Source organism: Pseudomonas sp. WS 5010 (assembly GCF_012985565.1).
Classification (GTDB): Bacteria; Pseudomonadota; Gammaproteobacteria; order Pseudomonadales; family Pseudomonadaceae; genus Aquipseudomonas.
Genome location: NZ_JAAQWQ010000002.1, coordinates 442,255 through 462,758, shown reverse-complemented (window position 1 = coordinate 462,758; position 20,504 = coordinate 442,255). Strand labels below are relative to the sequence as shown.

The following is a 20,504-nucleotide window of genomic DNA, read 5'->3' as shown; positions in this document are numbered from 1 at the left end:
AGCATCAAGACTGGGTGACGCGCCAGATGCCAAACGGCATATGGGGCTCGATGCGCATCCATTGGGTCTTGCCGTACCAGGTCCAGCGATGGCCAGTCATCAGGTCTTCGCCCTGCACCTGGGCGTCGTCCGGCAGGCCCATCTCCCACAGCGGCAACTCAAAATGCGCCTCCTGGGGGTTGAACGGGTCGAGGCTGACGGCGATCAGGATGAAGTTGCTGCCATCCTCGCTGCGCTTGCCGAAGTACAGGATGTTGTCGTTGAAGGCGTTGTAGAGCGTCAGGCCCAGGTGTGTCTGCAGCGGCGGGTTTTGCCGGCGGATGCGGTTGAGCTGGGCGATCTCGGCGATGATGTTGCCGGGGGCGCTGAAGTCCCGGGGGCGGATCTCGTACTTTTCCGAGTCCAGGTATTCTTCCTTGCCCGGCACTGGCGCGCTTTCACACAGTTCAAAGCCCGAGTACATCCCCCACAGGCCCGAGCCCATGGTGGCCAGTGCAGCGCGGATCAAAAAGCCCGGGCGCCCGGATTCATGCAGAAAGCCTGGGTTGATGTCCGGTGTATTGACGAAAAAGTTCGGCCGGTAGCACTCACGCCAGGGCGACTGGTTGAGTTGGGTGAAGTACTCGCTGAGTTCGGCCTTGGTGTTGCGCCAGGTGAAGTAGGTGTAGCTCTGGGAGTAACCGACCTTGCCCAAGCGCGCCATCATCGCCGGGGTGGTAAAGGCCTCGGCAAGGAAGATCACCTCGGGGTGCTGGGCCCGTACGTCGCTGATCAGCCATTGCCAAAACGGCAGCGGCTTGGTGTGGGGGTTGTCGACGCGGAAGGTCTTGACCCCCTCCTCGACCCAGCCCAGCACGATATCGCGCAACTCCAACCACAGGCTGGGGATCGCATCGGCGGCATAGAAGTCAACGTTGACGATGTCCTGGTATTTTTTTGGCGGGTTTTCCGCGTATTTGATCGTGCCGTCCGGGCGCCAGTTGAACCAACCTGGGTGTTGCTTGAGCCACGGGTGGTCCTGGGAGCACTGGATGGCAAAGTCCAGGGCGATCTCCAGGCCATGCTCGGCGGCGGCGGCTACCAGGCGGCGGAAATCTTCGCGGGTGCCCAGTTGCGAATGGATCGCGTCGTGGCCGCCCTCCTCGCTGCCAATCGCATAGGGGCTGCCGGGATCCTCGGGGCCGGCGCTCAGGGAGTTGTTCTTGCCCTTGCGGTGGCTGCGGCCGATGGGGTGGATCGGCGGGAAGTACAGCACGTCAAAGCCCATGTCGTGGATCATCGCCAGGCGCGAATGCACGTCATTGAACGTGCCGTGGCGCGTCGGGTCATCGGTGATCGAGCGCGGGAACAGCTCGTACCAACTGGCAAACAGCGCTTGGGGGCGCTCCACATCCAGTGGATACACCGGGCTGATGCTCAAGTAGGGGCGCAAATCGGCCTGGGCCATCAGCTGTGCACTGTGTTCGTGCAAAAACAGCGCGACCTGCTCGGTTTCCAGCAGCCCGGACAGTTGGTGATGCAGTTGCTGCAAGTGCTCCTGCAGCTCACCTTCACTGCGTTCAGCGGCTTGCAAGACCTGCTGGCGGCCTTCCTGCAGCTCCAGGCTGACAGGAACCCCGGCGGTGTGTTTTTTACCCAGTTCGTAGCAGAAACTGGCGAAATGATCGATCCAGGCCTCGATGCAATAGTGGTGCGGGCCCTGCTGGCTTACACCAAAGGTGCCTTCCCAGGTGTTGTTGCCCTTGTCTGCCATGACCGCGCTGTGCCAGTTGTCTTCACTCAACGACCGCCAGCGAATCAACACGGCCAACTGGTCATGCCCGTCGGCGAATACCTTGCTGGTAACGTGGATGGCTTGCCCTTGCACGGCCTTGACCGCGAATGCACCGGCATCAATCACCGGCATGGTGTCTTCAATGGCGATCCTGGGCAGCAACAGTGCCTGGGACAGCGGTAATACGGGTATTTCAGCCGTCATCGAGCATCTCCCCTTACGCCCCATGGACGCTCTTGTGCTTGATTGTCTGTGCAGCAGGCGGGCTCTTCCCGGGCGGGCCGTATAAGGTCCGAGCCCGGTGGCCGACGGAAAGTTCAGATGGATGTGCCGCCACCGGGCGGGAATCAATCGGCCATGGCGGTTGTCCACCGATTGAGCAAAGCACAAACGAGGCCACCGCGATGAATATCCCGATTCCTGCCCAAACCCCTGACCCGAACATTGATAAGCCTACCTTGCCGCCGACCGAGCCAGAGCCGATTCCTCAACAAGAGCCGCCGCAAAGCGTGCCTCCGGCAAAGGAAGAACCGCCGACAACGATACCGCCGGTTATCGTGTAGGCGCCCGCAACTAGGGCTTGTCCAGCAGCTTCACAATCCTTGGCATCACGCTGAACACCGCTAGCGTCAGCACGGTGCTCAGTACCGCGGTGGACTCCTTGCCCAGCCCCGCCGCCACCCCGATGGCGGCGGTCATCCACAAGCCGGCTGCGGTGGTCAGGCCCTTGACGTGCTGGCCGGCCTCTTCCTCCTTGCCCTTGAGGATCGTCCCTGCGCCCAGGAAGCCGATGCCGGCGATCACCCCCTGCACCACCCGGCTCATGGCGTCGGCCTGGGAACCGCCCATCTGCGGCACCAGCACAAACAAGGCCGCACCCATCGCCACCAGCATATGGGTGCGCACGCCGGCGGCCTTGCCTTTTTGTTCGCGCTCAAACCCCAGGATGCCCCCCAGAATCGCGGCAATCAGCAGGCGCACGGTGATTTGCGTGAGTTGCCGCGCATCGCCGATATCGGCGAATTCTCTTTGCAGGGTTTGCCAGACTTCTTGCCACCAGGCGTCCATGGTCCTGTCCTTTTCGTAGGGGGGATAAAGGATGGACAGCAACGACCGCCAGTCAGTTGCGCCGAACCATTGGCCCGTGTGCGTCACCTAACGAACAGCACCGATCAACCAGGAGAAGACCATGCCCGTACGTATCGAAAACCAGACCTGCTACTTCAAGATCGACGACAGCGGTGAAGAGCAACGCCTAAGCGTGCTGGAGGTGACGGTGATTACCGACAGCGAAAAATCGATGTCGGCAGTCGAAATCGACGGCCAGCGCATCTACATCACCGAGGCACAAGCCGACGCCCTGACCGTCGCCGGCGCCATTGACGGGCGCAAGCACCTCAAGGCCAGCGCGGGTGATTCGGTGATTTGATTGATCTGGATCAGCATGCCGCGTGCACTGTTGATCCAGGCACCGGCCCCACGGCTTGCGGGGTGCTGCACATTGTCGCAGCGCCGGCGCAAAAACCCATCTGATCCGCTTTTTATCGATTTACCTGAGTCTGTTATGCAAACAGATCGCGTCGCATAGTTCATCTGCCTGATGGAGGCTGATGAGCGAAAGACCATGAGCGATAGAATCCCCGTCCGATTAGTAGAACATTTCGAGCCTGCACATCCAAAGAAGATGAAGGCCAAATCCAGCGACAACCAGATCCATACCCGCAGTTTCACCGGCCTGTTCCGCACCTTGCGCGTAAGCGGTGCAGGCTTTCTGTTCCTCGCGTTTTTTGGCACTGTGTGGCTGAACTGGGACTCACGCCAGGCCGTGCTGTGGGACTTGGCTGAAAGCAAGTTCCATATTTTTGGCGCGACCTTCTGGCCCCAGGACTTCATCCTGTTGTCGGCGCTGTTGATCATCTGTGCCTTTGGCCTGTTTGCGATCACCGTGTTTGCCGGCCGCGTCTGGTGTGGCTACACCTGCCCGCAAAGTTCGTTTACCTGGCTGTTCATGTGGTGCGAGAAGGTCACCGAAGGCGAGCGAAACCAAAGGATCAAGCTGCAGGCCGCGCCCTGGGGCGTGAACAAACTGGCGCGCCGGGCCGCCAAGCACACGCTGTGGCTGGCGATCAGTGTGCTGACCGGCCTGACCTTTGTCGGCTACTTCACGCCGATCAGGCCCTTGGCCGAAGAGCTGCTGACTTGGCAGATGGGCGGTGTCAGCCTGTTCTGGGTGCTGTTTTTTACTGGCGCCACCTACATCAATGCCGGCTGGCTGCGCGAGGCGGTGTGCATGCACATGTGCCCCTATGCGCGGTTTCAGAGCGTGATGTTCGACAAGGACACCCTGACCATTTCCTACGACGCTGCCCGTGGCGAAAGCCGTGGCCCGCGCAAGCGCGAGGTGAACCCGGCGGACGTTGGCCTGGGCGACTGCATCGACTGCCAGTTGTGCGTGCAGGTCTGCCCTACCGGCATCGATATCCGCGACGGCCTGCAAATGGAATGCATCGGCTGCGCGGCGTGTATCGATGCCTGTGATTCGATCATGGACAAGATGGGCTATGCGCGAGGCTTGGTGGGCTATACCTCCGAGCATCAGTTGCAAGGCGGCAAGACCCACCTGCTGCGGCCACGCTTGATCGGCTACAGTGCGGTGCTGCTGGTGATGATTGCGGCCCTGGTGATGGCATTGGTGCAGCGGCCGATGGTGTCGCTGGACGTGACCAAGGACCGCGGGATGTTCCGCGAGAACAGCCAGGGGCTGATCGAGAACATCTACAGCCTGAAGATCATCAACAAGACCCAACAGCGCCAGGACTACCGCCTGGAACTGGTGGATGGCGAGGGCTTTGAGCTGCAAGGCAAGACCGAAGTCAGCCTGGCGCCCGGGGAAATCACCGATGTGCCGGTGTCGGTGGCGCTGACCAGTGACAAACCGACCAGCAGCTCGCAAACCATCCGCTTCAAGGTGACGGATAGGGATGAACCAAGTGTTTATAGTGTCGCCGACAGCCGTTTTGTGGCGCCGCTGAACCGCTGAGCCCGCAAGCCCCCCCCTGTGGGAGCGGGCTTGCCCGCGATTACGCTGTGTCAGTCAAACTATCGGCTACTGACACACCGCCATCGCGGGCAAGCCCGCTCCCACGTTTTGACCTGTGTAGAACCTAGGATCACGATGAAACGCTACGAGAAATTTGCCGACGACATCGCTGAACTGATCCGCTCCGGCGTCCTCGGACCGGGCCAGCGCGTGCCGTCGGTGCGCTATGCCAGCCAGACTTACGGCGTCAGCCCGTCCACGGTGTTCCAGGCCTATTACCTGTTGGAGCGCCGTGGCCTGATCCGGGCGCGGCCGCGTTCAGGGTATTTCGTCAATACCCATGCGCCCAGCCCGTTCTCGGAGCCGGCGGTCAGCGCCCATGTCCACGAATCCACCGAGGTGGACGTCAGTGAGCTGGTGTTTTCGGTGCTCGATTCGATCAAGGATCCGCAAACCGTGCCCTTTGGCTCGGCCTTCCCCAGCCCGACGCTGTTCCCCCTGCAACGCCTGGCCCGCTCCCTGGCCAGCGCCAGCCGCGAGATGGACCCGCGCATGGTGGTCACCGATATGTCGCCGGGCAACCCGCAACTGCGCCGGCAAATCGCCCTGCGCTACATGGTCGGTGGCCTGATGCTGCCCATGGAAGAACTGCTGATCACCAACGGCGCCCTCGAAGCGCTGAACCTGTGCCTGCAAGCAGTTACCGAACCGGGCGACCTGGTAGCCATCGAGGCCCCGGCGTTTTATGCCTGCCTGCAAGTGCTGGAACGCCTGAAGCTCAAGGCGGTGGAAATCCCCGTGCATCCGCGCGATGGCATTGACCTCAAGGTGCTGGCCCAGACCCTGGAACGCTACCCGATCAAGGCTTGCTGGTGCATGACCAGCTTCCAGAACCCCATGGGCGCCACCATGCCAGAGGCCAAGAAGCAGGAGTTGGTCGAGTTACTGCGTGGGCATCAGGTGCCGCTGATCGAAGACGATGTGTACGCCGAGTTGTACTACGGCCAACAGGCGCCCAAACCCGCCAAGGCCTTCGACACAGAAGGCCTGGTGATGCACTGCGGCTCCTTCGCCAAGAGCCTGGCCCCCGGCTACCGCGTCGGCTGGGTGGCCGCGGGCCGCTATGCGCAGAAGATCGAACGCTTGAAATTGATGACCTCGCTGTGTGCCTCGATGCCGGCCCAGGCGGCGATTGCCGACTACTTGCAACACGGCGGCTACGACCGGCACCTGCGCAAACTGCGCTATGCCCTGGAAGAACAGCAAAGCGCGATGCTCGCCGCCATCGGCCGTTACTTCCCGGCGCAGACCCGGGTCAGCCAACCCGCCGGCGGCTACTTCCTGTGGCTGGAATTGCCGGAGCAGACCGACTCGTTGAAGCTGTTCCAGATGGCCCTGGCCCAGGGCATCAGCATTGCGCCGGGGCCGATCTTTTCACCGACCCAGCGTTTTCGTAACTGCATCCGTCTGAACTACGGCAGCCCTTGGGACGAGTCGGCGGAAAAGGCCATGGAGACGCTAGGGCGGATTGTCCGTTCGTTTTGAAAGACACCTTGAAATAGATCAGCCAGCCGCTGCCGTAGGAAGGCACCCTCCGGCAGTTTAGGATCAGCCTCTTTTTCCTGAAGAACAGAGGCGCCATGAAAAATACCCTACTGCCATTTTTTTCTTTTCCACTGCCCATCCCGCCCCATTACATGCGTGTCGCAGAGCAGCGCGAAGTTCGCCAATTGACTGCGCCAATGGGACGCCCTGCCGGGGATCACCGCTCGGCAGAGAGGATTATTGAACAGAGTTCGGTGCTCAGGTGCTACCTCGAGGGGAACGACCGCTGGCAACTGGAGCTTGACCTCAAACGGCACGTGGGTGACTGGACGCACGCCAATCCCGACCCGGATGCGCGCGCCAATGCAGCCTATGATCTGGACAAGGTGCTGCGCTTTATCGACAACCTGGACGAGTGCAAGCTCAAAGGCAGCGAGGAGCGCAACGGCAAGATCGACGGTTTTTCCGACTTGGGTGTGGTCATCCTGCCCAACTCGGAGGCTGACCGCCTGGACCAGTTTGCCCGCAAAGGCTACCCGGTGTTGCACTCCTTCTAAGGGTGGCCCGCTATTGAGGCGCTGGCCGGGACTTGCGCACTTCAGAGACAAACGCATAGTGGCAGCCGGCCAGCTCAGCTAGACTTGCGCACAGAGTCACTTCTAGAAACGCTGTGTGAGATTCCATGGTCGCTCATACCCCCACGCTTTTTGCCTGTGTCGCGTTAGTGGCGACGATCATGGCGTTTTGTCTGATTCTGGTCGGCCAGTTCAACCAGCGTGATGGCTTGCTCACCATTGGCGTCGGTTTGTTGGCCCATGCCTTGGCCTACATTGGCTACAGCTCCTACGGGCATGCCCCATTGTGGTTTACCTACGGTGCCGCCAATACATTGTTGGCGGTGGCGCTGGCTTTTTATGGGGCGAGTTTATTTCGCATCGTTGAGCTGCCAGTGCCCTGGTGGCGGGTATTCGCCCCCGCTGGGTTGATGCTGGTGCTGATGGCAAGCCTGATCGAAACCCTGGAACCGCGCATGCTCGCTGCCACGCTGGTTTTGATGGTGCAGTGCGCGTTGATCATCCACTGGACGCGCCGCTACATCCCGGCCCATGGCCGTGCAAGGATGTTGCTGATCATTGGTTCGAGCATCAGCCTGATTGGCTTGGGCATGCGCGTGGTGGCTGTGCTCGGCGGAGGTGCTGCCCAGATGCGTTATGACGTCAGCAACCTCAAGCAAACCATCTCGGTCAGCATCGGCACGTTCACCGCAATGATGATTTCTCTGGGGTTGGTGCTACTGGCCAAAGAACGCAGCGAGTCACTGCTTCAGCATCTGGCCCAGCGCGATGTGCTGACGGGTATTCTCAATCGTCGCGCCATCCTTGAGCAGTTTTCCACCGAACTGGAACGTGCGCGCCTGGGCAATGCCTACCTGGCGGTGGCGATGGTCGACATAGATCACTTCAAACAGATCAACGATGTATATGGGCATCTGGCCGGTGATGAGATGATTCGCCACTGTGTCTGCCATCTGACCCAGCGCCTTCGGCATTCCGACAGTATTGGTCGGTATGGCGGCGAGGAGTTTTTGCTATTGCTGCCAGGCACCAGTCCCGAAGGAGCCATCAGTGTCCTCGATCAACTGCGCGCCTCCCTGGCCGAGGCGCCGGCGCATTTTGGGGGGGCAAGCATTGAACTGCGCATCAGTATCGGGGTTTGTTGTGTAGTGCCAGAGCACGCTGATACCACCGCCAGCCTGCTTGCCAGGGCCGATGCCGCGCTGTACGAGGCCAAGGGCCTGGGACGCAATACGTTGCGGCTGGTGCATTGACGCCCCGCTTGCCAGAGGCGTCCTGCCAACAACGGCGTCGGTTAGCGGCCGCCGCCAAGGTCAATAAAGGTCCCGGTGGCATAGGACGCCTTGTCCGACAGCAGCCAGACAATCGCTTCCGCCACTTCATCCGGGCGCCCGCCACGGGCCATGGGAATTCCCGATTCAAGCTTGCTGACCCGATCCGGATCGCCGCTCAAGGCATGGAAGTCGGTGAAGATGTAGCCAGGGCGTACCGCATTGACCCGAATCCCCTCGCCCGCCACTTCCTTGGACAGGCCAATGGTGAAGCTGTCCAGCGCACCCTTGGACGCTGCGTAGTCGACATACTCGCCGGGGGCACCAATGCGCGAGGCTACCGACGAGACATTGACGATGCTACCGCCCTGCCCGCCATGCTTGGGCGACATGCGCAGCAGCGCATGCTTGGCACACAGGATCGGCCCCAGCACATTGGTCCTGAGGGTTTTCAGGATGCGGAACTCGGACATCTCCTCGACCCGCGACTTATGCCCCACCGTGCCGGCGTTGTTGACCAGCGCGGTGACACGACCCAGCTCGGCGTCGACGCGATTGAACAGACTGATCACTTCGTCTTCGATGCTCACGTCGGCGCGCACCGCAATGGCCTGGGCGCCCAAGGCGCGCACCTGCTCCAGCACGCCCAGCGCGGCTTGTTCATCGGATTGGAAGTTGATGCAGATGCGATAGCCCTGCCGGGCCGCCAACAAGGCCGTGGCGGCCCCGATCCCACGACTGCCGCCGGTAATGATGACGACTTTGTCCATGTGTGCTGACTCCCCATTCAACGTGAGCTGTTGGATCCAAGAATACCTGTGCCTGCCAGGTTTTGCATGGACCGGGGTCAATTGATCTCAGGGTCGGGTGAGCCGTTCCTTGGCCTCGATCGCGCTCATGAAGGTATCCGGCGGCAGCGGGTGGCCCAGGTGGTAGCCTTGCAACGAGTCGCAGCCCAGGCGCGTGAGGAAGGTCTGCTGCACATCGGTCTCCACTCCTTCGGCGACGATGCGCAGGCCGAGGGCCTGGCCCAGGGCGACAATGGCCGAGACGATGGCCGCATCGTCACTGTCATGCTCCAGGTCCCGCACAAAACCGCGGTCGATTTTCAGCTCGTTGGCCGGCAGGCGCTTGAGGTACATCAGGCTCGAGTAGCCGGTACCAAAGTCGTCGATGGACAGGTCCACGCCCATCTCCGAGAGCTGCTGCAACACCGTCATGCTGGCATCGGCATCGCTCATGGCCGTGGTTTCGGTGATTTCCAGGGTCAGGCTATTGGCCGGCAACTGGTGGCGTTGCAGGGCGTTGGCCACACTGGCGACCAACCCCGCATGGCAGAACTGCAGGGCCGACAGGTTGACCGCGATGCGCCAGTCACGATAACCCTGGGCAAACCACACCTGCATTTGCCGGCACGCTTCGTTGAGCACCCAGTCGCCGATGGCGATGATCACCCCGGTCTTTTCCGCAAGTTCGATGAACTTGTCCGGCAGCAACAGCCCATGTTGCGGGTGTTCCCAGCGCAACAGGGCCTCGGCCCCGATGGCGCGGCCGCTGAGCGCGTCGAACTTGGGTTGGTAAAACAGGCGCAGTTGCTGTTTTTCCACCGCATTGCGCAGATCCTGCAACAGTTGCAGTTGGCGGCGCGCGTTGGTGTTCATCGACATATCGAAAAAGCTGTAGCCGTTCTTGCCCATGCTCTTGGCGTGATACATCGCCGCATCGGCATTCATCAACAGTTCCTGGGGGGTTGCGCCGTTTCCAGGAAACAGGGCAATGCCGACGCTGGCGGAGATGTTCAAGTCATGCTCGGCCACCCGGAACGATTGGTTGATCAGCCCCACCTGGCGCTCGGCCAGGCGCAGCGCATCGTCGGGTTGGCTCAATTGCACCAGCAGCACGAACTCATCGCCGCCGATCCGCGCCAGGGTGTCCTGGCTGCGCAAGTCTTCCCGCAGGCGCAGGCCCACCTCGCGCAACAACTGGTCGCCCAGATGGTGGCCAAAGGCATCGTTGACTGGCTTGAAACCGTCCAGGTCGATAAACATCAGGGCAAAACAGCCGCCCTGCTCCGCCACCAGTTGCGTGGCCTGCTGAATGCGATCGGCCAGCAGCGTGCGGTTGGGCAGGCCGGTGAGTGTGTCGTGCAGGGCCAGGTGGGTGAGTTCCTGGTTGGCCAGGGTCAGGGAGTCGGCCAATATCGCGGTGCGCGCCTCCAGGCGGGCGTCAAGCAACGAGGTCAACAGGGCGATGGCCAGCACTGCCAGGGTGGTCACCAGCACCAGATTATCCAGGCCGCTACCGCTCAGGCCGTCCACCGCCGCCCCGCAGAAACTGCCATCGGCAAAACGTGCCGCCGCCATGCCGGTGTAATGCATGCCGACAATGGCCACGCCCATTACCACCGCCGCCCCGCCCCGTGCCAGGCGCACATAGGGGGTGTTGCGCCGCAGGTTGAAGGCAATCCACAAGGCGGCCGCCGAAGCGCCGACGGCGATCAGCAGCGAGACGCCGAACAGGGTTGGGTCGTAGTCGATCCCCGGCATCATGCGCAAGGCGGCCATGCCGGTGTAGTGCATGGTGCTGATACCCGCGCCCATGATCAGGGCGCCAAAGCCCAGTTGCCAGGCCGGCAGGCGCGGTTGGTTGACCAGCCACAGGGCGAAGCCACTGGACAGGACGGCGATCAACAGCGACAGCGCCGTTATGCCGATGTCGTAGCCCAGGGTAATGGGCAGGCGAAACGCCAGCATTCCGATAAAATGCATCGACCACACACCAATCCCCATGGCCAGGGCGCCGCCGGTCATCCACAGGTACACGGTCCGACCTTTGGCCGTGGCGATACGGCCGCTCAGGTCCAGGGCAGTATAGGAAGCGAGGATCGCCACTAACAGGGAGATCAGGACCAGTGCGGGGGAATAACTGCCGGTAAGCATGGGACTTCTCGTGGCTGACGATACGAACGGCGTCCATGCCGTGGAAAAGTCGCAGATTGTAGCGAGAATAATTCTTGTACAGGTGGAATATTGTCACAAGGCCATTACTGAAAATGTATGGCCTAGGGGGGGGCAAAACTACGCCCTGTGGGGGCGGGCTTGCCCGCGATGGCGTCAGTAATAACACCTGAGGGTTTATCAGCTGTTCATCCGTTATCGTTGACGACCATCGCCTACAGGGTCAGGGTTTCTCTTGCGGCTCCAACTGGCCATCCCAGCCGCCGCCCAGCGCTGCGATCAGCTGCACACTGGCCACCAGGCGGGTCTGCAGCAAGGTCAGCACGGTGCGTTCGTTGCTCAATGCCGTGGCCTGGACGTTTACCACATCCAGGTAGGCAATCAGGCCCGCCTTGTACTGGTTCTGGGTCAGGCGCAGGGATTCGCGTGCCGACTCCAGGGCTTCGTTGCTCACGCCCGCCTCATCTTCCAGGACCTTAAGCTGGACCATGTAGTTTTCCACCTCGCGGAAACCGTCGAGCACGGTCTGGCGATACTTGGCCACGGTTTCGTCGTAGGACGCTTCGGCGCGGTCGACTTCGGCCGAGCGCTGCCCGCCGTCGAACAGGGTCATCGCCAGTTTCGGCCCCACCGACCAGAAACGGTTCGGCAGGCTGATCCAATCGGCGTAAGTGCTGCTGGAATAACCACCGGCCAGGCTCAGGGTCAGGTCCGGGTAGTAGGCGGTTTTCGCCACGCCGATATTGGCGTTGGCGGCGATCACCGCGCGTTCGGCCGAGGCGATGTCCGGGCGGCGCTCCAGCAGTTGCGATGGCAGGTTGGCAGGGATCTGCGGCAAGGCGGGAATGTCCTTGCTTACCGCCAAATTGAAGGTGGCCGGCGCTTCGCCGATCAACACTGCAATGGCGTTTTCCAGCTGCGCACGCTGCCAGATCAGGTCGATCAGGCTGGCCTGGGTGCTTTTGAGCTGGGTTTGGGCCTGGGCCACCGCGTCCTTGCCGGACACGCCGGCGCGGTACTGGTTCTGGGTCATTTGCAGCGAGCGCTGGTAGGTCTCGACGGTGGATTGCAGCAAGCGCGTCTGTTCGTCCATGACCCGCAATTGCAGGTAGTTCTGTACCAACTCCGACTGCTGGCTCAGGCGCATGGCGGCCAGGTCAGCGGCGCTAGCTTGCTCGCTGGCGTTGCTGGCCTCCAGGCCACGGCGCAGTTTGCCCCAGATATCGGCTTCCCAGCTCACGCCCAACTGGGTGTTGAGGGTGTCGCGGATACCGCTGCTGGAGCTGCTCAAGCTCGCATTGCTGCTGCCGGTGCCCTGGCTCGCGCGGGTTTTCCCGGCGCTCAGGTCGACGGTGGGGAAGAATGCGCCACGGGAACTGCGGGCGGTGGCCTGGGCCTGGCGGTAGCGGGCTTCGGCCTGGGCCACGGTCTGGTTGGCGTTGTTGAGCTTGTCCACCAGGCTGTTGAGTTGTGGGTCGCCATACAACTCCCACCAGGCGCCACGGGCCAGGGCATCGCTGGGCGCGGCCTGGCGCCAGCCCTGGGCTTCTTTGTACTGCGCCGGCTCGGCGACTGGCGGGCGTTGGTAATCAGGGCCGATGGCACAGGCGCTAAGGAGCATGGCGCACACAACTGTAGGCGCAAGCTTGCTCGCGAAAAACCGCAGGCCGCTACAAAGGGTTGGGTTGGTCATAACGGAGTGTCCAGGGCAGCATCGGTACGCACCCCACGCCAGCCGTTGAAACGGTGGCGCAGGCGGTCGAGATAGAGGTAAACCACCGGGGTGGTGTAAAGGGTCAGGATCTGGCTGAAGACCAGGCCGCCGATAATGGTCAGGCCCAGGGGCTGGCGCATTTCCGCGCCTTCGGCGGTGCTCAGCAACAAGGGCAAGGCCCCGAGGATCGCCGCCAGGGTGGTCATCAGGATTGGCCGCAAGCGCAGCAAGCAAGCGCTGCGAATCGATTCCAGGGGCTGCATGCCTTCCTTGCGCTCCAGTTGCAGCGCCAGGTCGATCATCAGGATCGCGTTTTTCTTCACCACACCGATCAGCAAGAACAGGCCCAGCAGCGAGATCAGGCTGAACTCGCCGCCCAGCACGTAGATCGACAACAGCGCGCCGACCCCGGCCGACGGCAGGGTCGAGAGAATGGTCAGTGGGTGGATGTAGCTCTCATACAGAATCCCCAGCACCAGGTACACCGCCACCAACGCGCCGAGGATCATGAACGGCTGGCTTTTCTGGGTGGCGGCAAAGGCGTCGGCGGTGCCGGCCATCTTGGCGATCACGTCTTCCGGTAAGCCGACCTTGGCGATCGCCCGCTCGATGGCAGCCGTGCCCTGCTCTACCGTGACCCCGGGGGCCATGTCGAAGGCGATGTCTTCGGAGGCAAATTGCCCCTCGTGGCTGACGCGGTCGTCGGCCAGGCTGTTTTCGTAGTGGGCGATGGTCGACAGTGGAATTCGCGCGCCATCAGCGGTAATCACCTGCACCTGGTTAAGGGTGATCGGGTCCTGGGCGTATTTCGGATTGACCTCCATCACCACCCGATATTGGTTGAGGCTGTCATAGATGGTGGAAATCTGCCGCTGGCTGTAGGCGTTGTTCAGCACCGAGGTGACCATGTTCATGTCCACGCCCAGGCGCTTGGCCTGGTCGCGATCGACAATCAGCGTCACCTGCTGCGCCCCGCGCCCTTCACGAGCGTCGATGGCGGTCAGCTCCGGCAGCTCGCGCAGCGCGGCGACCACTTTCGGGTACCACAGGCGCAAGGCGGCCAGGTCGCCACTTTGCAGGATGTAGGAATATTGCGAGGACGTCTGGTCGCGGCCGCCGCCAAATTGCAGGTCCTGGTCGGCCATCAGCATCAAGCGGCCGCCGGGTACCAGCGGCACGGTTTTGCGCAGGCGCTCGATCACCGCCTGGGCCGACAACTTGCGTTCCTTGATCGGCTTGAGGCGCACCAGCATCACCGCGTTGTTGGTACCGTTGCTGCCACCGATAAAACCGGCCACGCTTTCCACCGCCGGGTCTTGCAACACGGCTTTGCGGAAGATCTCCATCTTCGGCTGCATGACACTGAATGACAGGCCATCATCGCCGCGCACAAAACCGATCAGTTGCCCGGTGTCCTGTTGCGGCATGAAGGTTTTGGGCACCACCACATACAGCGCGATATTCACCCCGATGGTGACGAACAGGCTGAGCAGGGTCAGGCGCTTGTGCCGCAGCACCCAGTCGAGGCTTTTGGCATAACCCGAAACCATATGGTCGTTGACCTTCTGGCTCCAGCGCTGCAAGCCGGTCTGCTGGCCTTTGACATGGGGCTTGAGCCAGCGCGCGCAGAGCATCGGGGTCAGGGTTAGCGAGACCACCAGCGACACGATGATCGCCGCCGCCAGGGTGATGGAAAACTCACGGAACAGGCTGGTGACAATCCCGCCCATAAACAGGATCGACAGGAACACCGCCACCAGCGACACGTTCATCGACAACAGGGTGAAGCCGACCTCCTTGGCTCCCAGGTACGCCGCTTTCATCGGCGCGATGCCGTCGTCGATATGCCGCGAGATGTTCTCCAGCACCACGATGGCATCGTCCACCACCAGGCCGGTGGCGAGGATCAGGGCCATCAGCGACAGGTTGTTCAGGGAAAACCCATACAGGTACATGATCGCAAAGGTGCCCACCAGCGACACCGGCACCGCCAGGGTCGGGATCAGCGAGGCCCGGAAGTTACCGAGGAACAGGTACACCACCAGGATCACCAGGGCCACGGCAATCAGCAGGGTCATTTCCGCTTCATGCAGGGTGGCGGTAATCACCGGCGAGCGGTCCATGGCCAGGTTGAGCTTGACGCTGGACGGCAACACCGCCTGCAACGCCGGCAACTGGGCCTTGATCTGCTTGACAGTCTCGATGATGTTGGCGCCGGACTGGCGGTTGATCACCAGCAATACCGCCGAGTCGTTGTTGAAGAAACCACTGTTGTAGCGGTCTTCCACGCCGTCGCTGATCTTGGCCACGTCACTGAGGCGCAACGCCGCGCCGTCCTGGTAGCGGATCAACAGCGGCTCATAGTCCTTGGCTTTTTCCAGTTGGTCATTGGCCTGGATCTGCCAGTTGCGCTCGCCATCTTCCACCGAGCCCTTGGGCCTGCGTACGTTGGCGTTGGCGATGGTGTCGCGCACCTCGTCCAGGGACACGCCGTACTGGTCGAGGGCCTTGGGCTCCAGTTCGATACGCACCGCCGGAAGGGAGCTGCCGCCGATCTGCACTTCGCCCACACCCGGCACCTGGGACAGGCTTTGCGAGAGGATGGTGGACGCCAAATCGTAGAGCTGGCCCTTGGGCAATACGTCCGAGGTCAGCGACAGCACCATGATCGGTGCCTGGGACGGGTTGATCTTGCGGTAGGTGGGCATGCTGCGCATGCCGCTGGGCAACAGGTTGCGCGAGGCATTGATCGCGGCCTGCACTTCTCGCGCCGCGCCGTTGATATCGCGGTCGGAGTCGAATGCCAGGATCACCCGGGTCGAGCCCTGGCTGGACGAACTGCTCAGGGTGGTGACCCCGGCAATCGCACCGAATGAGCGCTCCAGCGGCGTGGCCACGGTAGACGCCATCACTTCCGGGCTGGCGCCAGGCAGGCTGGCAGAGACCACAATCACCGGGAAGTCGATCTGCGGCAATGGCGACACCGGCAGCAGGCTGAAACTGACACCGCCCAGCAACATGATCGCCAGGCTCAGCAACATGGTGGCTACCGGCCGGCGAATAAAAGGTCCGGACAGGTTCATGGCTCAACCGGCTCCAGCGCGTCCGGGGTCTTGCGCCAGCGACGGCCAAGGCGGTCGAAGTACAGATAGATCACCGGCGTGGTAAACAGCGTGAGGATCTGGCTCAGCAGCAAGCCGCCGACCATCACCAGGCCCAGGGGCTGGCGCAACTCGGCGCCGGAGCCGGTGGCCAGCATCAACGGCACCGCACCGAACAATGCCGCGAGGGTGGTCATCAGGATCGGCCTGAAGCGCAGCAGTGCAGCCTGGTAGATCGCGGTCTGCGGGTCCAGGCCCTGGTTGCGTTCGGCGTCGAGGGCGAAGTCGATCATCATGATCGCGTTCTTTTTCACGATGCCGATCAGCAGGATGATGCCGATGATCGCAATCATCCCCAGGTCATTGCCCGTGAGCAGCAGCGCCAACAGGGCCCCCACCGCTGCCGACGGCAAGGTCGAGAGGATGGTGATCGGGTGGATGTAGCTCTCGTACAGCACGCCAAGCACGATGTACATGGTCACCACCGCCGCGAGGATCAGCAGCAAGGTGCTCGACAGCGACGCTTCGAACGCCTGGGCAGCCCCCTGGAACTGAGTCTGCACGCCGACCGGCATGCCGATGTCCTTCTGTACCTGGTTGATCAGCTCCACGCCCTTGCCCAGGGCCACGCCGGGTGCCAGGTTGAACGACATCATCACCGCCGGGAACTGGCCGATATGGGTAATCGCCAACTGCGCCTGGCGCTGCTCGATGCGGGCCAGGCTCGACAGGCGCACCTGGCCGCCATCGGTGGTCTTCACGTGGATCTGGTTCAGCGCGTCCGGCCCCAGGCTTTCGCCGGATTGGGCCTGCAACACCACGCGGTACTGGCTGGCCTGGGTGTAGATCGTGGAAATCTGCCGCTGGCCGAAGGCGTCATACAGCGCGTCGGTGATATTGGCCACCGACACCCCCAGGCGCGAGGCCGCATCGCGGTCGATCACCATGTACACCTGCAAGCCTTTGTCCTGCAGGTCGCTGGCCACATCGGTGAGTTCCGGGTACTGGCTCAGGGCCTGCACCAGCTTGCCGCTCCACAGGGCCAGTAGCTCGGCATCCGGGGAGGACATGCTGAACTGGTATTGGGTGCGGCTGACACGGTCTTCGATGGTCAGGTCCTGCACCGGCTGCATGAACAGGCGGATGCCTACCAGTTTGTCCAGCGTCGGTTGCAGGCGTGCAATCACCTCGACAGCGCTCAAGTCCCGCTCTTTATGGGGCTTGAGGTTGATCAGCAGGCGGCCACTGTTGAGGGTGGCGTTATCGCCATCGACGCCAATGTAGGAAGACAGGCTTTCCACCGCAGGATCTTCGAGGATGATCTTCGCCAGTTCCTGCTGGCGCTGGCTCATGGCCGCGAAGGAAATCGACTGCGGCGCCTCGGAAATACCCTGGATCACCCCGGTGTCCTGCACCGGGAAGAAACCCTTGGGCACTACCAGGTACAGCACCACTGTCAGGCCCAGGGTGGCGATGGCCACCAGCAGGGTCAGTGGCTGGTGCTTGAGCACCCACTGCAGCTTGCGGCCGTAGGCGGCGACCAGCCAGTCGATCCAGGCGCCGCTGGCCTTGTAGAAGCGCCCCTGTTCTTCTTCCTTGGGTTCGCGCTTGAGCAGGCGCGCGCACATCATTGGCGTCAGGGTCAGGGACACCACCAGGGAAATCAGGATCGCCACGGCCAGGGTGATGGCAAATTCGCGGAACAAGCGCCCGACCACATCGGCCATGAACAGCAACGGGATCAATACCGCAATCAGCGACAGCGTCAGGGAAACCAGGGTGAAGCCGATCTGCTTGGCGCCCTTGAGCGCGGCGGCCAGCGGCGTCTCGCCTTCCTCGATATAGCGGGAGATGTTTTCCAGCATCACGATGGCATCGTCCACCACAAACCCGGTGGCGATGGTCAGGGCCATCAGGGTCAGGTTATTGATGGAGAAGCCGGCCAGGTACATCACGCCAAAGGTGCCGACCAGGGACAACGGCACGGCAATCGACGGGATGATGGTGGCGCTGAAACGGCGCAGGAACAGGAACGTGACCATCACCACCAGGGCAATGGCGATCAGCAATTCATGCTGCACATCGGTGACCGAGGCGCGGATGGTCTGGGTGCGGTCGGTGAGTACCGTCACGTCAAGGCCGGCCGGCAGGTTGTCGGTGATGCTTGGCAGCAGCGCCTTGATCCGGTCCACCACCTCAATCACGTTGGCCCCCGGCTGGCGCTGGATGTTCAGCAGCACCGCCTGGTTTTCATTGGCCCAGGCGGCGAGGCGTTCGTTTTCTGCGCCATCGACGATTTGCGCGACGTCTTTAAGGCGCAGCGGTGCGCCGTTGCTGTAGGCCAGGATCAGTTCGGCATACTGCTCGGGCGATACCAACTGGTCGTTGGCATCGAGCATCGACACCCGGGTCGGGCCGTCGAAGTTACCCTTGGGCTGGTTGACGTTGGAGGCGGCGATCAGGCTGCGCACGTCCGCCAGGTTCAAGCCATTGGCGGCCAGGGCCTCGGGGTTGACCTTGATCCGCACCGCCTGGCGCTGGCCGCCGGCGATGCTGACCATGCCCACGCCACTGATCTGCGCGATTTTTTGCGCCATGCGCGTATCGACCAGGTCGTTGAGCTTGGGCAACAGCATGGTCTTGGAGGCGATGGCCAGGGTCAGGACCGGGGTATCGGCCGGGTTGACCTTGTTGTACACCGGTGGCGCCGGCAGGTCCGAGGGCAGCAGGTTACTGGCCGCGTTGATCGCCGCCTGCACCTGTTGCTCGGCCACGTCCATATTGACGTCGAGGTTAAAGCGCAGGGTCAGCACCGAGGCCCCGCCGGAACTGGTGGACGCCATCTGCGTGAGGCCGGGCATTTGCCCGAACTGGCGCTCCAGGGGCGCGGTGACCGCGCTGGTCATCACGTCCGGGCTGGCGCCGGGGTACAGGGTCATGACACGGATGGTCGGGTAATCCACCTGGGGCAAGGCCGACACCGGCATCAGGCGATAGGCAATCAGGCCGGCCAGGACAATGGCCAGCATGCTCAGGGTGGTGGCGACGGGCCTGAGGATGAACAGCCGTGACAGGTTCATGCGCCGGCCTTTTGCGCCTTGCCGGCGTCAGCCGCCGGGCTGCCTTCGCCTTTCGCCGCGGGTTTGCCCTGCAAATGTTCGGTTGGGGTGGTCGGGACCAGGTTGCTGTCGTTGACCACTTCGATGTCGGTGCCGTCCTTCAGGCGGTCGGTGCCTTCGAGCACCACGCGATCGCCTGCGGCCAGGCCTTCCTTGACCACGGTGTTCTGGCCATCGGTCTCCCCAATCACCAAGGTGCGGATCTTGACTTTCTTGTCACCGTCCAGGGCATAAACAAAGGTGCCGTTGGTGCCGAACTGGATCGCCGCCGAGGGAACCAGCACCACGTTTTTCAGGGTGTCGGCCAACAGGCGCACATTGACGAATTGGTTGGGGAACAGCACCTGGTCCTGGTTATCGAAGCGGGCCTTGAATTTCAGGGTGCCGGTGGCGACATCGATCTGGTTGTCCAGGCTCTGCAATACGCCGGAGGCTTGCAGTTGCAGGTCGCCACGGTCCCAGGCCTGCACCGGTAGCTTGTTGCCGCTGCGGTAGCGGGCCAGGACGGTTTGCAGGCTGTTCTCCGGCAAGGTGAATGCCACGCTGATCGGCTGGGTCTGGGTGATGATCGCCAGGGCGGTGGTGTCATTGGCCGCCACCAGGTTGCCGACGTCCAGCTGGCGCAGGCCGACACGCCCGGAAATCGGTGCGCGGATCTTGGTGAATTCCAGGTTGAGCTTGGCGTCATCCACCGCGCCCTGGTTGGTCTTGACCGTGCCCTGGTATTGCAGGACCAGCGCAGCGGCGGTGTCCAAAGTCTGCTTGGCGATACTGTCCTGTTCATACAGGCCGCGATAACGCTCGAGGTCGACCTGGGCGTTCTTCAATTGGGCCTGGTTTTGCAGCAGCGTGCCCTGGGCCTGGAGCAAGGCGTTCTGGTAGCTGCGCGGGTCGATTTCTGCCAGCAGGTCGCCGGCCTTGACCATCTGCCCCTCTTCAAAGGCGATCTTGACCAGCTCTCCCCCCACCCGGCTGCGCACATTGATGGTGTTCAGCGCCGTCACAGTGCCCAGCGCCTTGTAGTACACCGGGAAATCCCCAGTGATCGCGGGCGCGACACGCACGGGTACCGCAGCACCTGAGCCGCCGAAGCCGGGACGCATCATCCCCGTCTTGCTGGTCCGGGCTGCCGGGGCCTCTTTCTGGGCGGCGCCGGTCGGCCAGAACTTCCAGCACAGCACGGCAACAACCAACAGGACGAGCAAGCCAAACAGCCAGCGGCGGGAACTACGGGGGGACGATTGCATGGATTGATCAACCATTGGATGCGAGGGCTTCTACTGTGGGAGGCTGAAAGATAAGCACTGGGGCGCGTTTAGAAAAGCGCCTTTACCGGCTATTTACCTTCGCGCTTACAAACATTTACTTTTCGAAGTGAAATGTCAGCAATTTGGGCTAAACCGCTGAA

13 protein-coding genes are annotated in these 20,504 nt (G+C 62.1%); 5 read left to right on the top strand and 8 right to left on the bottom strand.

All coding sequences use genetic code 11. The features are described 5' to 3' along the window. Positions 1–4: 4 nt before the first annotated feature. Together HBO11_RS06860 and HBO11_RS06855 are read right to left on the bottom strand one after the other, a co-directional pair. Entirely contained in the window at positions 5–1,978 is a 1,974-nt protein-coding gene (locus HBO11_RS06860; RefSeq protein ID WP_169951780.1) for an alpha-1,4-glucan--maltose-1-phosphate maltosyltransferase, read from the bottom strand. A gap of 369 nt (positions 1,979–2,347) precedes the next feature. Continuing rightward, positions 2,348–2,842: an MgtC/SapB family protein gene (locus HBO11_RS06855; protein ID WP_169951782.1), complete on the bottom strand. Its 495-nt coding sequence runs from the start codon at positions 2,840–2,842 to the stop codon at positions 2,348–2,350. Between the two features lie 121 nt (positions 2,843–2,963). Between HBO11_RS06855 and HBO11_RS06850 the strand changes: the two genes are divergently transcribed. From HBO11_RS06850 to HBO11_RS06830, 5 genes are all read left to right on the top strand, one after another. Continuing rightward, on the top strand, positions 2,964–3,203 hold the full coding sequence (locus HBO11_RS06850; RefSeq protein WP_169951784.1) for a DUF3203 family protein: 240 nt from the start codon (positions 2,964–2,966) through the stop codon (positions 3,201–3,203). A 195-nt stretch (positions 3,204–3,398) separates the two neighbouring features. Beyond that, positions 3,399–4,814: a cytochrome c oxidase accessory protein CcoG gene (gene ccoG, locus HBO11_RS06845; protein ID WP_169951786.1), complete on the top strand. Its 1,416-nt coding sequence runs from the start codon at positions 3,399–3,401 to the stop codon at positions 4,812–4,814. A 135-nt stretch (positions 4,815–4,949) separates the two neighbouring features. Next, entirely contained in the window at positions 4,950–6,359 is a 1,410-nt protein-coding gene (gene mapR, locus HBO11_RS06840) for a GntR family transcriptional regulator MpaR (RefSeq protein WP_169951788.1), read from the top strand. 95 nt (positions 6,360–6,454) lie between these two features. After that, the gene (locus HBO11_RS06835; RefSeq protein ID WP_262380990.1) at positions 6,455–6,916 is read left to right on the top strand and encodes a hypothetical protein; all 462 of its coding nucleotides are present in this window, start codon (positions 6,455–6,457) and stop codon (positions 6,914–6,916) included. Between the two features lie 125 nt (positions 6,917–7,041). Next, positions 7,042–8,187 (top strand): GGDEF domain-containing protein, encoded by a 1,146-nt coding sequence (locus tag HBO11_RS06830; protein WP_169951790.1) that lies wholly within the window; start codon positions 7,042–7,044, stop codon positions 8,185–8,187. A gap of 41 nt (positions 8,188–8,228) precedes the next feature. On the opposite strand, the gene HBO11_RS06825 is transcribed toward HBO11_RS06830, so the two are convergent. From HBO11_RS06825 to HBO11_RS06800, 6 genes are all read right to left on the bottom strand, one after another. After that, complete coding sequence (locus tag HBO11_RS06825) at positions 8,229–8,975, bottom strand: SDR family oxidoreductase (RefSeq protein WP_169951793.1); 747 nt, start codon at positions 8,973–8,975, stop codon at positions 8,229–8,231. A gap of 87 nt (positions 8,976–9,062) precedes the next feature. After that, positions 9,063–11,144, bottom strand: coding sequence for an EAL domain-containing protein (locus HBO11_RS06820; protein ID WP_169951794.1), 2,082 nt, complete (start codon positions 11,142–11,144; stop codon positions 9,063–9,065). 241 nt (positions 11,145–11,385) lie between these two features. Next, positions 11,386–12,855, bottom strand: coding sequence for an efflux transporter outer membrane subunit (locus HBO11_RS06815; protein WP_169951796.1), 1,470 nt, complete (start codon positions 12,853–12,855; stop codon positions 11,386–11,388). Next, on the bottom strand, positions 12,852–15,959 hold the full coding sequence (locus tag HBO11_RS06810) for an efflux RND transporter permease subunit (protein ID WP_169951798.1): 3,108 nt from the start codon (positions 15,957–15,959) through the stop codon (positions 12,852–12,854). The genes HBO11_RS06815 and HBO11_RS06810 overlap by 4 nt, the downstream gene beginning before the upstream one ends. Next, positions 15,956–19,057 carry an MdtB/MuxB family multidrug efflux RND transporter permease subunit gene (locus HBO11_RS06805; RefSeq protein ID WP_169951800.1) on the bottom strand — a complete coding sequence of 1,034 codons (3,102 nt, stop codon included), beginning with the start codon at positions 19,055–19,057 and terminating at the stop codon, positions 15,956–15,958. Before HBO11_RS06805 ends, HBO11_RS06810 begins: the two co-directional genes overlap by 4 nt. Beyond that, positions 19,054–20,358 carry an MdtA/MuxA family multidrug efflux RND transporter periplasmic adaptor subunit gene (locus HBO11_RS06800; protein ID WP_169951802.1) on the bottom strand — a complete coding sequence of 435 codons (1,305 nt, stop codon included), beginning with the start codon at positions 20,356–20,358 and terminating at the stop codon, positions 19,054–19,056. Before HBO11_RS06800 ends, HBO11_RS06805 begins: the two co-directional genes overlap by 4 nt. Positions 20,359–20,504: the final 146 nt, after the last annotated feature.

What these genes read in the sequence shown, in the direction of transcription:
- HBO11_RS06860 (WP_169951780.1), bottom strand. Translation starts at nt 1,978, where the DNA reads ATGACGGCTGAAATACCCGTATTACCGCTGTCCCAGGCACTGTTGCTG.
- HBO11_RS06855 (WP_169951782.1), bottom strand. Translation starts at nt 2,842, where the DNA reads ATGGACGCCTGGTGGCAAGAAGTCTGGCAAACCCTGCAAAGAGAATTC.
- HBO11_RS06850 (WP_169951784.1), top strand. Translation starts at nt 2,964, where the DNA reads ATGCCCGTACGTATCGAAAACCAGACCTGCTACTTCAAGATCGACGAC.
- ccoG (WP_169951786.1), top strand. Translation starts at nt 3,399, where the DNA reads ATGAGCGATAGAATCCCCGTCCGATTAGTAGAACATTTCGAGCCTGCA.
- mapR (WP_169951788.1), top strand. Translation starts at nt 4,950, where the DNA reads ATGAAACGCTACGAGAAATTTGCCGACGACATCGCTGAACTGATCCGC.
- HBO11_RS06835 (WP_262380990.1), top strand. Translation starts at nt 6,455, where the DNA reads ATGAAAAATACCCTACTGCCATTTTTTTCTTTTCCACTGCCCATCCCG.
- HBO11_RS06830 (WP_169951790.1), top strand. Translation starts at nt 7,042, where the DNA reads ATGGTCGCTCATACCCCCACGCTTTTTGCCTGTGTCGCGTTAGTGGCG.
- HBO11_RS06825 (WP_169951793.1), bottom strand. Translation starts at nt 8,975, where the DNA reads ATGGACAAAGTCGTCATCATTACCGGCGGCAGTCGTGGGATCGGGGCC.
- HBO11_RS06820 (WP_169951794.1), bottom strand. Translation starts at nt 11,144, where the DNA reads ATGCTTACCGGCAGTTATTCCCCCGCACTGGTCCTGATCTCCCTGTTA.
- HBO11_RS06815 (WP_169951796.1), bottom strand. Translation starts at nt 12,855, where the DNA reads ATGACCAACCCAACCCTTTGTAGCGGCCTGCGGTTTTTCGCGAGCAAG.
- HBO11_RS06810 (WP_169951798.1), bottom strand. Translation starts at nt 15,959, where the DNA reads ATGAACCTGTCCGGACCTTTTATTCGCCGGCCGGTAGCCACCATGTTG.
- HBO11_RS06805 (WP_169951800.1), bottom strand. Translation starts at nt 19,057, where the DNA reads ATGAACCTGTCACGGCTGTTCATCCTCAGGCCCGTCGCCACCACCCTG.
- HBO11_RS06800 (WP_169951802.1), bottom strand. Translation starts at nt 20,358, where the DNA reads ATGGTTGATCAATCCATGCAATCGTCCCCCCGTAGTTCCCGCCGCTGG.